The organism is Streptomyces griseus, assembly GCF_001715295.1.
Lineage (GTDB): Bacteria > Actinomycetota > Actinomycetes > Streptomycetales > Streptomycetaceae > Streptomyces > Streptomyces griseus_G.
In genome coordinates this window covers 521,270-535,342 of the sequence record NZ_MDKB01000001.1, presented here as the reverse complement: position 1 = coordinate 535,342, position 14,073 = coordinate 521,270, and the positions used below count along the sequence as shown (strand labels likewise).

The following is a 14,073-nucleotide window of genomic DNA, read 5'->3' as shown; positions in this document are numbered from 1 at the left end:
CCTATCGAGTGCGGTCCGCGAGCCGGGCTCGCAGAGAGGTGTAGTCGTACTCGGGGAAGAGCTGAGGCAGGACATCCAGAGCCGACGTCAACGTGCCTTCGTAGAATGCGAATGGCTCGACCTTGAGGGACACGTCGGCGAACAGGTAGTGCCAGCCCGACACACCCTTGGTGACCGTGAGCGCCGCAAGGTAGGCGCAGTAGTCGAGATCCAGCTCGAAAGCGCCACGACGAAAATCGTGATACCACACCTCGGGTCGAGTGACCGCGGGTCCGACTCGCAAAGCAGCGAAGGTACCGCTCCCCCCTCCTGGATGGTCGTCGAGCACCCGGAGTTCGGAGTAGAGGCGCTCCTCGGAGGGTGTCGAAGCCCAGTCCTGCTCCGGCGGGCGGGCGAAGAGAACGGCAAGCAGGTTACGCGTCCTGAACTCACCGGTGATTCTGGTACCGGGACGTTCGAAGCGCCAATGACAGGCGATTCGATCGAACCTCATGAAACATCGGGCGAGGGCCGGATCAAGATCGATGCCATGCACGGTGGAGATCATCCGGAACATGGAATCGACGTCACCGAGCTCTTCCTGGACGTTCCCTTCTTCGGAGAAGAAGATCTGCACCCCGGGACCGGCTTCCAGTTCTGAGAGCGTCTTGCGCAGGTGCACTTCACTTCGCGTGAGCGAGCTGTCCATCACGTCTCGATCCTCCCCTCCGCTTGGCGATCATCAATCGCCTTCAGTATGTTGCCCAGCTCCGTGGTGTCGGGGCGCCGTCTACCCGACTCGTAAACCGCGAGCCTGGCCTTGAGATCCACATGGTCGCGGTACGACCGAACGAGGGCCAGCTCTTTGATGGTCTTCCCGTATCGGGGTGGGGCCTTCTTGCTCGGAAAATGGTCACCGAACCCTCGGCGGATGAGCATGGCCGACTCATGGGGGTCGTTCACCCGGATCGGATGCTTGCCGCCCGGCTTACGAGGGGTGGGAACCGCTTCCGAATAGGTCTTAGCCGGGTCGGGAGGCCTCTCCTTCCACTTCCCGTTCGCGTTGAGGTCGTACGTGTTGTAGCTGGTCGTGATGTGCGCGGGGAAGTTCTGATGCGGTGCTTGATGGAATTCGACTGCGACGGTGTACCAGATCATCGACCTGGTGGATGCCCTGGCCGCCTTGTTGGCGGCGAGTTCCACGTACGTGGCGAACCTGCTGTTCACGCGCTGCGGAGCGGGAACGAGATTGGAACCCGAGGCGAGACCGCCCAGCCGCTCCGTGAGGAGGTGCATCCGCACGATGGTGTCCGGCCAGCCGTGCATCGGGCGGGTGTAGCCCACGGGATTTCCGGGTTGGGCGTCATCGGCCACTTCACCCGCAGGCGTTCCCCGCTTGAGGTAATGGGCCTTGGTGAATTTCGGGGCCCGCACGTTGTCCGCGAAAGGAGGGAAGACGGTGGGCGGAAGTTCGGCGGTCGAACCATTGCGCTTCGCCATGTACGCAGCGAGCTGAACCATCATTCTGCGCAGCGCCTCGATCTGTTGCCTCGTGGCGGTGGTGGTGATCGGATTCTTGTTGCTCGAGTTGACCGACTCCCGATGCGGCATCCGGTCCTGCGTCGAGTCCACCGCGGTACGGAGCTTCTCGGCAAGGCCGAGCATGCGCTGCTGGGAGTCCCTCTCGGGGCCTTCGGCCATGCCGACGAGCTCTTCCCTCCACTTCGTGAAGAATGTGCCCATCGATGTCTCGTTGCTGTGCACCACCAGGTCGGCGCTCCTGCCGCTCCCGTTGAAAAGCAGCGTGTGCAGCTCGCCGTTCTCCATACGGAACCGCACCCTGGGCAGTGGGGGTACCTGCGTACTGCCGTCCGGCCGCTTCCTGCCGTCGCCCGCGCGGTCCGGCCGCAACCTTTCCTTGACCTTCCGCACCGCGTCCTTCAGCCGGCGCGCCAGGTTCTTCAGCTTGTCGAAAAGGTTCCGGGCCTTGGCCCCGAGGCGGCGCAGTGCGCTGCGGATCTTCGTCAGGGCGTCCCTCGCCGCCTTACCGAGGCGGCTCGGCGCGCTCGGCCTTCTCGGCTTCGTCCGGTTGGGCTTCTGGCCGGGGGCATCCTTGTTGCGGCGCTTGCCGTCCTTGGGCGGCTTGCGGAGGTCCGGGCGGCTGCCGTCGGGCTTCTTCGTGTCCGGGCGCTCGGTGCGCGGACTCCGGCCCGTCGGGCGTTTCGTGTCAGGACGGTCCTTGCCCGGTTTCGGTCCCGGGCCACGGCCGGCCCTGTCCGCGGGGCGGCCGCCCCCGCGGCGGTCCCCGTCCCGCTCGTCCTCGGACTTCGCGGGCGACGTACCGGGCTTGCGTCCGGGCGTCGGCCCAGGGTCCGGGCGGTTCTGCTTCTGGGGCCGGGGCGGCTTCGGGGCCGGGGATCCCTTGCGGGGCGCGTCCTTCTTCGGGTCAGGGCGCTTGTCCGGTCCCTTGCCGGAGTCCGGGTCCTTCTTCCCGAGCTTCGCCGCCTTGCCACGCAGCGCCTTGGCCACCTTGCCCAGGTATTTGCCCACCCCGCTCACCAGCCACTGGTAGATGAGCTCCAGGAGCGCGACCACGCCCGAGGCCACGGCCTTCGCGAACGGCAGCGCAGCGCTTCCGCTCCTGACGGCCTTGAGGAACGTCATGAACATCCCGAACGCGCGCAGGATCGAGCCCAGGGCGTCGTACGCCGTCTTCAGCGCGTCGATGATCGCCATGACCCATCCCGCACCGGGGATCAGCTTCGCGACCACCTTCGTGACGATCAGCTCGCCGATGATGACAGGGAGTTGGGGGAGCGCCTCGTCCCAGGCCATCTTGGCCATGTCTTCCCTGGACGTGCCGCCCTTCACCAGTCGCTCGAACATCTCCGTCGGGATGCCGATGAGCTGCTGCACCTTCTGGTTGAACCACTCCTTCACGGCCGCCTTGATCTCCGTGAAGAGGTGCTCCCGGGATCCGGTGACCGCGGCGTCCTTCGCCTTGCCGATCCAGCCGCCCGGGTCACTGAGGATGTCCGTGGCGATGGCCGCCCATTCCCCCAGCCCCTTGAGGAGCGCCGCGCCGACCTCCATCGCCTTGACCGTCACGGTCTCCGCGATCTCGACCGCGGCCAGCATGCCCTGCTCCATGAGGTCCAGGCCGGCCAGAAGGACGTCGCCGAACGCGTCGATCAGCTTGCCCGCGATGTCCTTGAGCTTGTCAGCGGCCTGGTTGACCTTTCTGATCGCCGCGTCCCGCAGACCGTCGATGGACGTGCGCCACTTGTCCCGCAGCGCGGGGTAGTCCTTCAGCAATTCGTCGCCCAGGCGGATCAGGGCGTCGGCGAAGTCGTCGATCTGCTGGACGACCCACTTGCGGGCCTCGTCGATCAGGGTGAAGACCTGCTTCTTGAACTCCTCGATCACCCCCTTGACCAGGTTGCGTGCCTTTTCGAAGACGTCCTTGACGGCCTTCTTCAGCTTGCTGAACTGGTCCTTGATCCAGTCGAGGCCCTTCTCGAACCAGTTCCGGGAGTCCTTCTTCCCCTCGTCGCGCTTCTGTGTCGCTTCCCTCTCGGCCCCGGTCCGCCCGTCGTCGATCTTCTTCTGGTCGTCCTTGGTCCGCTGATCGACGTCCTGGTCGGTCTTGTCCTGCTTCTCCTTGATGTCCTTACGCGCCTTGGTGAACGCCTTGCTCTTCCTGCCGTCCACGTCGGCGAGCTTGTCGTCCTGCTCCTTGCGCCAACGGGTGCGGGAGCGGGCTATGTCGGTGCGGCCCTGCTGACGTGCGTTCGCCTGTGCCTCGGTGCTGGTGGCGACCTCCCGTCCGACGTCCTGCTGGTACCGGCGGCGGTCCTGCTGGGCCTTGGTCTCCTTCTCCTGGCGGGCGTCCGTCATCTTCTGCGCCGCCTGCCCGAAGGCCTGCTTGATCTGCGGGCCCTGTTCGTGCTCCGCGACCGCCGACACCGCCTCCGGAGGCAGGCCCGCCCCGGGGGTGTTCGCCGGGCCGCCCCTCCCGCCGCGCTGACGTCTGCCGCCGCCGAGGTGTGCGGTCAGGGTCTCCTTCGGTACGTCCGGGTAGAGCTGGTCCTCACCCATCGGACGGGCTGCGTCCTCACGGCCCGCGGTGAGCAGCTCGGCGCTCTTGTCGTCGAGCTTCTTCGCCTGCTTGTCGGTCCGTTCCGGGTCGGAGTCGTCCTTGAGGGGCAGTGCGGGCGCGTCACCGACCTTGACGCCGTGCAGCCCCTTGTCCGTGCCGGGCAGCTTGTCGATGGAGCCGGTGAGCTTGTCGAGGGGCAGGAGTTTGGAGAGAAGCTTCTTGCCGAGCCCCATCAGCAGTGCCTTGCCGACGTCCCACCAGCCCGGTTCCTCCATGTCCGCGCCGGGGAGTTCACCGGTCGGTACCTTCTCGCCCTTGATCTCCGGTGTGCGGCCCTGGGCCGCGTCCGTCTTCCCCACCCTCTGCGAGGTGTACGTGCCCGGAGCCGACGGCTTCGGGCCCCCCCGCACGGTGGTGGGCGAGCCGACCGGCCGCTCCATCGTGGGCGGCGCAGCCTTCAGACCGCCGCGTTCCGCGGACACCGAGCCGGCGACCGCCGCGGTGACGCCCTTCAGCGTGGCCATCGCCAGATGGGGTTGGAGGCCTGCTGCGGCCGCGAGCCCGGACTCGGGGGAGCCGCCCGCGACGTTCGGAGCCGGTGCCGTCTTCTTCGGCTTCGCTGCGGCCCTGCCGCGACCGCCACCGCCGGGGCTCCCGCCGCTCCTGGCCCTGGGTGCCGCCTTGACCGTGACGGGCTTGCCGGTGCCGGGCGGTGCGGGCTCGTGCTTCGGCGGCGCCTGGGTCCGGGGAACGACGGAAGCGACCTCCTCCGCCGCCGGTGCCACGGCACCGGTGTCGCCGCCCGCGCCGGGAGTGGTGGCGGGTGCGGAGGCCGGGGCCGCCGCCGTCCGCGGCGTCGCGGCGGCTGCGGGCCTCGCGGGTGCGTCCGGACCGCCCGTACCCGAGCCGCCTGCCGAGGAGGTCGCCTGCCCCCGTGCGTCCTCGGCTGCCTTGGCCAGCCGTCCCGGGGCGGCTTCGCCGTGCGGCGTACCGTCCCGACCGGTCCGTTCCTCCTCGGGGCTTTCGTTCGCCTGCTGCGACTCCGCCGCCAGGTCGCGCTCCTGGGCCTCGGGATCCGTCCCGTCCGCCGAGACGTCCCGCGCCGCCCCCGGACGGCCTTCCTCATCGCTCTCCCGCTCGGCGATCCCCTCCTGCCCGTCAAGGCCCTCCGGGTCGAGGTCCTCACCGCCTTCCTCGACGGCCGCCGCCAACGCGTCCATGTCCGCGGCGGGCGTGGGCGGCGGGGGCGACGGGTCGCCGGCCCCCTGTTCCGCGATCGGAGCCGACGCGCCCGCCGTAGTAGCCCCTTCGAGGCCTTCAGGACCCGCATCGTCCTGGCGGGGCGCCGGTCCCGGATCGGCCGCGTCCCGCTCCGCCTCCGCGACAAGGTCCTCCAGCTCGGCAAGCGCCTCGGCCTCGCCGGCATCCGAGGGCTCGTCGTCCTGGTTCTGTCCCGGCTCTGGAAACGCGTCCTGCCGGGCCGAGTCGCGGGTGTCGTCACGCTCCGCCGCGCTCCTGTCCACGGGCGTCGGGCGCGCGGCTCCGGTCTGCCTGGCCGACGTCTCCTTGCGCTTCGACTCGGCCGGTCGCGGCTGTGGGGTGGCTGCCTGCTGCGGCTCGGCCTGCCGGTCCTCCTCCTTCGCACCGCCGGCCGCGCCCTTGTCCTCGGCCGCTCCGGGCCCCTGTTCGACTCCGGTGGACTTGCCCTCCACCTGGAGGGGCTGCGCTCCGGCCGATTGCTGCTCGCCCCGCTCCGCCTGCGGGGGAGCGCCCGACGGCGCGGGGCCGCCCGCGTCCGCATGGCCACCCCCCGCCTCTTCGGACGCTCCGCTGTCCGCTCCCGGGTCCTCGGCCTTGCGCCGCTGCGCCTGCCGCATGCGCTCGTTCTCCAGCTCGTCCGCGCTGTCGAGCCTGGCGCGCCACGCCTCAGCCTCGGACTCCTGCTCCCAGGTGATCTCCTCGATCGCGTCGGGGACCACCTGCGGAGTGAGCAGGACCGACGCCTCCGACGGCAGCGGTGCGCGGTCCACTTCGTCGACCAGGTCGACGAGCCGGTCGTGGGCCGGGGTGGGCAGCCGCGTCTCCAGCGCGTCGAGGACCGTGTCCTGGAGCTCCGCGGGCATCCGCGCCAGCTGGAGCCGTACCCTCCCCGAGGCGTCCGCCGGGTCTCCTCGCAGCGAGCGCAGCACACCGTTGACCAGGCGGTCGACCACGGTCTCCGGGTCCATGCGTTCGGCACGCATCCGGTCCGCGTCCACGGTCGCGTACCGCAGCCAGCCGGGCGTCGCCTGCCCCTCCGTGATCAGGGTCCCGGGCTGCCCGTCCCGTACGGACTCCTGCGCCGCGGACTCCGCCTCGCGCTCCATCGCCTGCTGCGGCAGGCTCACCGCGCCCAGGTCGCGACCGGCGCGCAGCGTGCCGAGACCGTGCGGGTTCTGCACCGTGTGCAGCACCTCGTGGGCCAGCAGCCGCCGGCCGTCCGGCGTGCCGGGACGGTACGCGCCCTCGCGGAAGAAGATGTCCTGGCCGACCGCCACCGCGTCGGCGCCCAGCAGCTCGGTGAGCACGCCCGCGTCCCGGTCGGTGTGCAGCCGTACCCGGCCGAAGTCGTGGCCGAACTGTTCCTCCAGCTCCCGCCGTACGCTCAGGTCGAGGGGCTGGCCCGCGCCGCTGACGATGTTCCTCGGCTCGGGCGCGCGGGTCGCGGCACGCTCCTTGCGCTTGCGGCGCCTGTCGACCTGGTCCGACCGTGTCTCCTGGGCGTGAGACGTACTCATCGCGTCACCTCACCCCCGCCCGAGAGGCCCGTGTGCACCGCGCGCGCCAGCTCCTGGCCGAGGCGCCGCGCGGAGAGGTTCGCGGGCATCGGGGGCAGCCCGGCCAGGGCCTCCAGCGCCTGCCCTCCGTGGGCTGCGAGCGGCACGCCCCGGTCGCGTACGAGCCGGCCGAGCTCCGCCCGGAACGCCTCCGAGACGCGCTCCGGGTCCACCCGGCCGAATCCCTCGAGCACCAGCTCGCCGATGTCCACCCGTACCGTGCGCTGCTCGTTCACACCCATCCGTGCACCTCCGCCGGTGTCAGGGAGCGGTCGAGCTTCAGGTACTCGGTACGGGCGGCCTCCAGCAGGTGGCACATCCGGAGCCGGTCGCCTTCCTCCGCCGCGAGGAACGCACCGGACAGCGCGATGTTGCGGATGGAGCCGCCCGCCACCGTCAGGCGCGCCAGCAGTGCCGGGTCGACACCCTTCGTCGGCGCACGCGCGGGCAGTACGCGGCGCCAGATCTCGGCCCGCTCACTCTCGCCCGGGAACGGGAAGTCCACCACGAAGCGGATGCGGCGCAGGAACGCCGTGTCCAGTGCCTGCTTCATGTTCGTCGTGAGGATCGCGAGTCCCCGGTACGCCTCCATCCGCATCAGCAGGTAGCTGACTTCGAGGTTGGCGTAGCGGTCGTGGGAGTCCTTGACCTCGCTGCGCTTGCCGAACAGGGCGTCGGCCTCGTCGAAGAGCAGCAGAGCCCCGCCCTGCTCGGCGGCGTCGAAGACCTTGCGGAGGTTCTTCTCGGTCTCGCCGATGTACTTGCTGACCACCTGGGAGAGGTCGATGACGAACAGGTCCAGGCCCAGCTCCTTCGCCATCACCTCGGCGGCGAGGGTCTTGCCGGTGCCGGAGCCGCCCGCGAAGAGCGCGGTGACCCCCAGCCCACGGCGCAGGGTTCCGGCGAAGCCCCACTCGTCGTACACGGTCGGCCGCTGCCGCACATGCGCGGTGATCTCGCGCAGCACCCGCAACTGCCGCTCCGCGAGCACCAGATCGCCCCAGACGGCCTGCGGCTCGATCCGGCGGCCGAGCTCGTCCATGCCCATCCGGGCCTCGGCGAGCCCCGCCCGCCAGGCCAGTCCGGTCGCGTCCTGTCCATCCTCGCCGGCCAGGTCCCTGGCCACCGATGCGCCCGCCGAACGGATCAGATGGGGCGGCAGCGAGAACTGGGCCACGAGGTCACGCAGGTCGCCCTCCGACACCTCGGGCACGGCGGCGAACGCGTCGGTCCACACCCCGAGCTGCTCGTCCGCGTCCAGCGGCGGGACGACGACCCGCTCCCCGCGCGAGCGGGCCGTGCGCCGCGGACCGGAGCTCGACACGACCAGCGGCACGGCCGCGCTCTCGACGAACGCGCCGGTGGCCGCGCTCTGTTCACGATCCAGGTCACCGACGTCCAGCAGCAGCGCGGCCGGCAGCAGAACCGCTTCCCGCTGCCACAGACGGGCCAGCAGGTCGCGTGCGGCCGGGGCGGCCGGCAGGTCGGCGGCCGACATCTCGTAGAGGCCGAGTCCCGAGCGGCGCGCGGCGACCGCGGCGATGTCCGCGCGGGTGCGGAAGTCGCCTCCCACGAGCTCGACCCGGAGCGGCGCACCGCCCCCGGCTCCCGCCCAGCCGGCCGCGACCCGGTCCGCCGCCAGGGCGTGGGAGGCGGGCAGTGCGTCCGGCGCGGTGGTCCGGCGCAGCAGCCCGTGGAGCCGTGTGTCCAGGTAGGGCGAGCCGGCCAGGAAGTGCAGGATCCGTTCGTCGAGCCGGAGCCGGGAGGTGGTCAGCCGGCTCTCGTCGTCGAGCTCGACGATCCGCCAGCGCCGCAACGGGGCGACGGGTGTCAGTGCGCTCCAGTGCGGATCGCCGAGCGCGGCGAGGGAGAGCGAGAAGGTGGGGTACGCCCGTTCCGGGTCCCCGCAGGCCGCCGCACAGCGGGCGGCCGTGGTGGGATCCAGCTCGGCCGCCGCGGCCAGCAGGACGACCTGGCGCTCGAACGGGCTGAGGCCGAAACAGTCGACGAGGGCGGCGAGGGCCGCGGGACCGGAGGATGCGGCCGGGGTGGCGCTCAGGTCCGTGCTCTCCGTCGGCTGCACGGAACCCGCCGGATCCGAGCCGTGCGCCTTGTGTCCGGCGTGGTTGTCGAGGCGGGCCAGCACGGCGTGGACGGCCGCCAGCAGCGCCTGTCCCTGCGCCGCCTCGTCGCGGCCCTGGCCCCGGCCGGCCGCCGCGTCGTCCGCGCCCATGTCCTCACCCCCCGTGTTCCGCATCGCGGCTCAGCCCTTGCCGTCCGGCGGCGGTGTGCCGTTCCCGGCCGTCCTGCGGGGACGCGGCGGAGCCGCTCGCCCGGCCGCGGCCTTGGTGGACTTGGCGGGTGCTCGGTCCGTGCCGTCGGCGGAGGTCTTCGCCGTGGCAGCCCTCGCCGGACCGGCCTTCCTCGGCGCCGCCTTCTTCGGCGCTGCTTTTTTCGGTGCCGCCTTCTTCGAGGGGGCGGCGGGGGCCGGCGGGATGACGGCTGCCGCCGAAGCCTCCGGATCCCCCGCCTCGGAAGGCACCGGGGCCCCCGGCGCCCCGAACGGCACCACCCGTACCGTGCGTTGCACCACCGGCTTCGCCGGGACCGGCTTCTCGCGGCCCTCGATCACCACCAGCGAAGCCTGGTAGGCAACGGAGAGGGTGTACGGGGTCTGGTGCAGCATTCCCCAGAGCTTGGACGTCTCGTCGACGTCCATGACCGTCGGCGTGAAGCGGACCTTCTGCAGGGAGTCCGCCAGGTCGCTGCCCGCCAGATGCGGCCGCTCGGCGGCCAGTTCGATGATTTCCCTGGGCAGCACCGGAATCTCGTGCAGGGTCCGGACCACGCAGCCGAGCAGCCGCTGTCCGACCAGCTCCGTCTCCTCCCCGTAGGCGCTGATCACGTAGTGCAGGTCCAGCGGTGCTGCCGCCCGGTTGCGCAGGGTGCCGTCGGCGGCGCGTGTCGGCAGGTCGTTGTTGCGCAGCGCGGCGTTCGGGGTCACCTGGTAGAGGAACACCGTGACGGTGGGCTCGCCCGGCGGCTCCGACGGCGGCTTACGGGTCTCCACCTTCACCGCGATGTCCATCTCGGGTCCCAGGTTGCTCTCGATCAGCAGGGCGAGCGCCTGGGTGACCGTGGCGACGGCGAGTGCGTTGCTCATGCCCTCAGTCCCCCTTCCCGCCACGCGACAGGAAGTCGTCCAGCGTGACGACGGGGGCCGGCCGGCCGGCGGGCGGCGTGGGGCGCACCGGTGAGGCGGCGGCGCCGGGCGGCGGCGCCGCGCTGACCTCCAGCCGGCCGATCTGTACCTGTACGACGCGTTCGGCCGGGCGTGGCGCGCGCCGCCCCACCGATCCGAGCGCGGCACCCCGCGCGGCCGCGGAGCCGGAGCCCCGCGACACGGCGAGCGCCGCCACGCGCGCCGGTGCGGCAGCGACCTGCGCCGGCGCGGTCGTCCCGGCGGGCGCCGCCGAGGTCTCGCCGGGAGGCGAGGACCGCCCCCGGCGTGCCGTGCGCGTGCCTTCCGCAGCGCCGGGCCGGGCCTTCGGGACCGGAACGACCGGGAGTCGGGGCGGCGGCGCCGGGACCGCCACCGCGGACGGGACCGGCTGTCCCGTCCCGTCGGGCTGCGGGGCGGGCTCGGTGCGCACCACAGTGTGCCGTTCCGTGCGCACCTCCCGGTCCGGCCGCACCGGCCCGGGCCCCTCCGGGCCGGCCAGGGGGGCGGAGGGAATGAGCGCGGCCGGTTCGTCCGGCTCGGGCGGGCCGTACCGCAGCGCCTCGGTCCGCTCGAACGGACCGGACAGCCGTGGCCGCACCCGTACCCGGGTGCCGGTCCCACCGGTGCCGTCGGCCGCGCCGACCGGCGCGTACCGGGCGAGCAGCCGGTCGAAGTAGTCAGCCATCGGTACACAGCTCCAGGTAGTAACGACGCCGAAGAGGGCTGAGCGCCAGGATGTGTGGCTCGCTCCACCCGTAGGCGGTGGCGAGCAGATGGACGTCGACGAGCAGGTCCCTCGCCCAGTTGTCCAGTTCGGTCCAGAGGTAGGAGGTGATGTCCAGCTCGGCCGGGGTGGCCTCGCCGCATTCCGGACACGCCACGTGCAGTGTCACCTCGGCCGTCGGGTCCGCCTCGGCAGCCCTCTCGGCGATGAGCCGCTCCACCCGTTCGGGCAGCAGCGCGGCCAGTCGCTCCGCGGCGACGCTCTCCCCGGCCCGCAGGGCGCGTACCGTACAGCCCGCCACCAGTCGTCGGCGTGCCTCCGTGGGGGAGGCGGCCGCACCGGCCGCTGCGAGGTCGGCGACGGTGGGCAGCCGGAACTCGACCACCCAGTCGTCCTCCGCCACGCGCAGCAGCCGGTCCTCCGCCGCCGGGGGGGCGCCCAGCGCACCGGCGTCGAGGTCGAACTCCATGGCCTCGCCGCAGGCACCGCACTCGGTCCGCACCTGCATCCGCTCGCCGAACAGCGATCGGCGCAGCGCGAACAGGTCCGCCTCCCGCTCACCGATCGGTACCGACAGCAACGCGTCCGTGGCTGCCCCCGGCCGGGCCGCCCGGTGCAGCAGCAGCGACTTCTCCGCCGCGCCCAGAGGCAGCCCGGCCTCCCAGGTGGCCAGCAGCTCGGCGGGCCCCGTGGGGGCCGTTCCGGGGTTCACGACGACGTTCAAGCCGGGTGGGTGAACGACGGTTCGACCGGTTCCGGAATCTCGTAATCGCGTTCCCAGCCCTCGCACTCCAGCTTCACGCTCTGGATGGCGACGGCGTTGGCGTTCGCGTCGAGCTCGCCGACGACCTGGTATTCACTGACCCAGGCCCGGTAGAGCTTGTGCGAGACGGCCACCTGTCCGGCCTCGTTGAGCACCTGGATGATGATGTCCTTGCGGAAGTCCCGGAGCGAGACCTCCGAGCCGAGCCCGGCGCCCACCTGCCAGACCTTGTTGGCCCAGCGGTCGAATTCGGGATCATGAGTGACACCGCGTTCGAGCGTGACGCCCTCGAACTCGGAGCGACCCGGCGACTTGCGCGGCGAACTGGGGTCACCTCCATGACGGTGTTTGACCACTTCGGTGGTGCGCTTGAGAGGACTGATCTTGCTGATGCCCGCGACCGTTCGACCGTCCCAGAGGACCAGGAACTTGAAATTCTTGTAGGGGTCGAAGCGATGGGCGTTGATCTGGAACTCAGCCATCGGATTCCTTCGTGTTCCATTGTGGCCAGGAAGGGTCGGCTACGAGAGGTCGAACTGCCCGGCGAACTGCTGGATCCTGACGATCACGAACTCCGCGGGCTTGACCGGGGCGATTCCGATCACGACGTTGACCACTCCGCGCGCGATGTCGGCGTCGGTGGTGGTGTCCTTGTCGCACTTCACGAAGTAGGCCTCGCGCGGTGTGCCGCCCTTGAACGCGCCTTGCCTGAAGAGGTCGTTGAGGTAGGCCGAAGCCTTGAGCCGGATCTGCTGCCACAGCTGTTCGTCGTTGGGTTCGAAGACGACCCACTGCAGACCGCGGTAGAGGCTCTCCTCGACGTGCAGCGCGAGCCGGCGCACCGGCACGTACGTCCACTCGCTGTCCAGCGCGTCCGCGCCCTCGAGCGTGCGGGCGCCCCAGACGAGCGGCCCCACGACGGGGAAGGTGCGCAGGCAGTTCACGCCCAGCGGGTTGAGCAGTCCGTTCTCCCGGTCGCTCAGCTTGACCGTCAGCGACCGGACACCGGCGAGACGCGCCTCCGTTCCGGCAGGCGCCTTCCACACCCCGCGCTCGCCGTCGACACGGGCGATCACCCCGGCCACGGCACCCGAGGGCGGGAAGGAACGCAGCCGTCCGGTCAGCGGGTCGGTCATCTGGAGGTGCGGGAAGTACAGCCCCGCGTGGTTGCTGCGTACGGGTTCGAACGCGCCGATGCCGGCCCGGGCGGCGTCGACGCTGCCCCAGGTCGAGGGCGAGTCGACGAGCAGGAAGATCCGCCGCTCCCGGCAGAGCTGCTCGGCCGCCGAGAGGACGGTGACCATGTCCTCGGTGGACTCGTACGCCGACAGTTCCGGCAGCGCCAGCAGATTGACGTCGTCCACGTCACGCAGCGCCTGGAGACCGGTCTTGCCCCCCTCGCTGCCGATCAGGTCGCGCGGACCCGGGGCGTCACCGTCCTCGCCCCCCTCCAGGGCGAAGACGGGCGGGTTGACCGAGGCCTCCAGGCCCAGGTCGTTGGCACACTCGCCGACGAAGCGGACCACGTCGTCCGGATCGACGGACCCCGCGACGACCTGGAGCCGCCTGCCGAAGGCGGTGACCTCGGATCCGGCGAAGGCATGCTTCCCGGGGGCATCGGGCAGCGCGCGCAGCTTGCGCTCGAGCAGGAGGGCCAGCTCGGTGACATTACTCGGCGGCTCGCCGTCGCGGTCGGGCTCGAAGAGCGTGAACTCACGCTCCACACCGTCGATCTTGACCTTGAGCTCGACCTCCAGGCCGGGCAGATCCGCCGCGAACGGTTTGGAGACCGTGCCGGACGGGTCCGGCCGGTCCCCGTCGAGGGCCTTCACCCTGACGAGGGAGCTACCCGCGTTGACGACGGTCTCGACGAAGCGGCCGTGGCCCGCGTCCATGGACAGTCCGGTGAACGACTCCCGGCTTCCGCCACGGGCGTCGAGGATCCGGAGGTTGAACGTCCTGTCCGGGGCGGGGGTGTCGTGGTCGACGGCCACCCGCAGGCACGAGCCCCACACTCCGGGCTCCTTCGCGTGCACCTCCAGAACCGGGCACTCGCTGTGCCCCTCCGTGGAGCGGAGGGTGACGCCGGCCTCCTCACCGGTGCCCGCCCTGGCCACCCGGACGATCACCGCGAGTGTGCCGCCGTTGCCGAAGAACTGGTGCACCGCGTAGCTGAGGGCGCTCTGCGAGGTGAGTCCGCCGAAGCGGCGCTCGAAGTCGGCGAAACTGGTGATCCGTACCGGTTGGTTGAGCGGGCCCCGGCGCGTGTGTCCTACGAACGCGGTCACCGAGGTGGTGACGGAGGCGATCGCACGGACACCGCTGGGGAGTTCTTCGATGTACACACCGGGATAGCCCATGTGTGTCGGCATTCCCCCTCCATTCCCTTCGCGCACCAAGAGATGAGAGGAGAGGTGAGGGTGAATTGCGTGCATGCGTCGCATACGAATGCGCACACACGATCCCCCC

At 71.0% G+C, this 14,073-nt stretch carries 9 protein-coding genes; all 9 read right to left on the bottom strand.

Going from position 1 to position 14,073, the window contains the following annotated elements; translation table 11 throughout:
- Window position 1 precedes the first annotated feature (1 nt).
- Genes BA175_RS01890 through BA175_RS01850 form a run of 9 tightly spaced genes read right to left on the bottom strand, consistent with a single transcriptional unit; the run spans window position 2 to window position 13,976 of the window.
- Window positions 2-688, bottom strand: coding sequence for a hypothetical protein (locus tag BA175_RS01890; protein WP_139131362.1), 687 nt, complete (start codon window positions 686-688; stop codon window positions 2-4).
- On the bottom strand, window positions 688-6,855 hold the full coding sequence (locus tag BA175_RS01885) for an eCIS core domain-containing protein (RefSeq protein ID WP_069169417.1): 6,168 nt from the start codon (window positions 6,853-6,855) through the stop codon (window positions 688-690). The genes BA175_RS01890 and BA175_RS01885 overlap by 1 nt, the downstream gene beginning before the upstream one ends.
- Window positions 6,852-7,136, bottom strand: coding sequence for a hypothetical protein (locus BA175_RS01880; protein ID WP_069169416.1), 285 nt, complete (start codon window positions 7,134-7,136; stop codon window positions 6,852-6,854). The genes BA175_RS01885 and BA175_RS01880 overlap by 4 nt, the downstream gene beginning before the upstream one ends.
- Window positions 7,127-9,151, bottom strand: coding sequence for an ATP-binding protein (locus BA175_RS01875; RefSeq protein ID WP_254667795.1), 2,025 nt, complete (start codon window positions 9,149-9,151; stop codon window positions 7,127-7,129). The genes BA175_RS01880 and BA175_RS01875 overlap by 10 nt, the downstream gene beginning before the upstream one ends.
- A gap of 6 nt (window positions 9,152-9,157) precedes the next feature.
- On the bottom strand, window positions 9,158-10,057 hold the full coding sequence (locus BA175_RS01870; protein ID WP_069169415.1) for a DUF4255 domain-containing protein: 900 nt from the start codon (window positions 10,055-10,057) through the stop codon (window positions 9,158-9,160).
- Window positions 10,058-10,061: 4 nt separating this feature from the next.
- Window positions 10,062-10,802, bottom strand: a complete 741-nt coding sequence (locus BA175_RS01865; RefSeq protein ID WP_069169414.1) for a hypothetical protein — start codon at window positions 10,800-10,802, stop codon at window positions 10,062-10,064.
- On the bottom strand, window positions 10,795-11,565 hold the full coding sequence (locus tag BA175_RS01860; protein WP_254667794.1) for a hypothetical protein: 771 nt from the start codon (window positions 11,563-11,565) through the stop codon (window positions 10,795-10,797). The genes BA175_RS01865 and BA175_RS01860 overlap by 8 nt, the downstream gene beginning before the upstream one ends.
- Complete coding sequence (locus tag BA175_RS01855; RefSeq protein ID WP_069169413.1) at window positions 11,562-12,086, bottom strand: phage tail protein; 525 nt, start codon at window positions 12,084-12,086, stop codon at window positions 11,562-11,564. The genes BA175_RS01860 and BA175_RS01855 overlap by 4 nt, the downstream gene beginning before the upstream one ends.
- A gap of 39 nt (window positions 12,087-12,125) precedes the next feature.
- Complete coding sequence (locus BA175_RS01850) at window positions 12,126-13,976, bottom strand: phage tail sheath C-terminal domain-containing protein (RefSeq protein WP_069169412.1); 1,851 nt, start codon at window positions 13,974-13,976, stop codon at window positions 12,126-12,128.
- Window positions 13,977-14,073 lie beyond the last annotated feature (97 nt).

Excerpts from the sequence above, each read along its gene's own strand:
- BA175_RS01890 (WP_139131362.1), bottom strand. The coding sequence starts at position 688 with ATGGACAGCTCGCTCACGCGAAGTGAAGTGCACCTGCGCAAGACGCTC.
- BA175_RS01885 (WP_069169417.1), bottom strand. The coding sequence starts at position 6,855 with ATGAGTACGTCTCACGCCCAGGAGACACGGTCGGACCAGGTCGACAGG.
- BA175_RS01880 (WP_069169416.1), bottom strand. The coding sequence starts at position 7,136 with ATGGGTGTGAACGAGCAGCGCACGGTACGGGTGGACATCGGCGAGCTG.
- BA175_RS01875 (WP_254667795.1), bottom strand. The coding sequence starts at position 9,151 with ATGCGGAACACGGGGGGTGAGGACATGGGCGCGGACGACGCGGCGGCC.
- BA175_RS01870 (WP_069169415.1), bottom strand. The coding sequence starts at position 10,057 with ATGAGCAACGCACTCGCCGTCGCCACGGTCACCCAGGCGCTCGCCCTG.
- BA175_RS01865 (WP_069169414.1), bottom strand. The coding sequence starts at position 10,802 with ATGGCTGACTACTTCGACCGGCTGCTCGCCCGGTACGCGCCGGTCGGC.
- BA175_RS01855 (WP_069169413.1), bottom strand. The coding sequence starts at position 12,086 with ATGGCTGAGTTCCAGATCAACGCCCATCGCTTCGACCCCTACAAGAAT.
- BA175_RS01850 (WP_069169412.1), bottom strand. The coding sequence starts at position 13,976 with ATGCCGACACACATGGGCTATCCCGGTGTGTACATCGAAGAACTCCCC.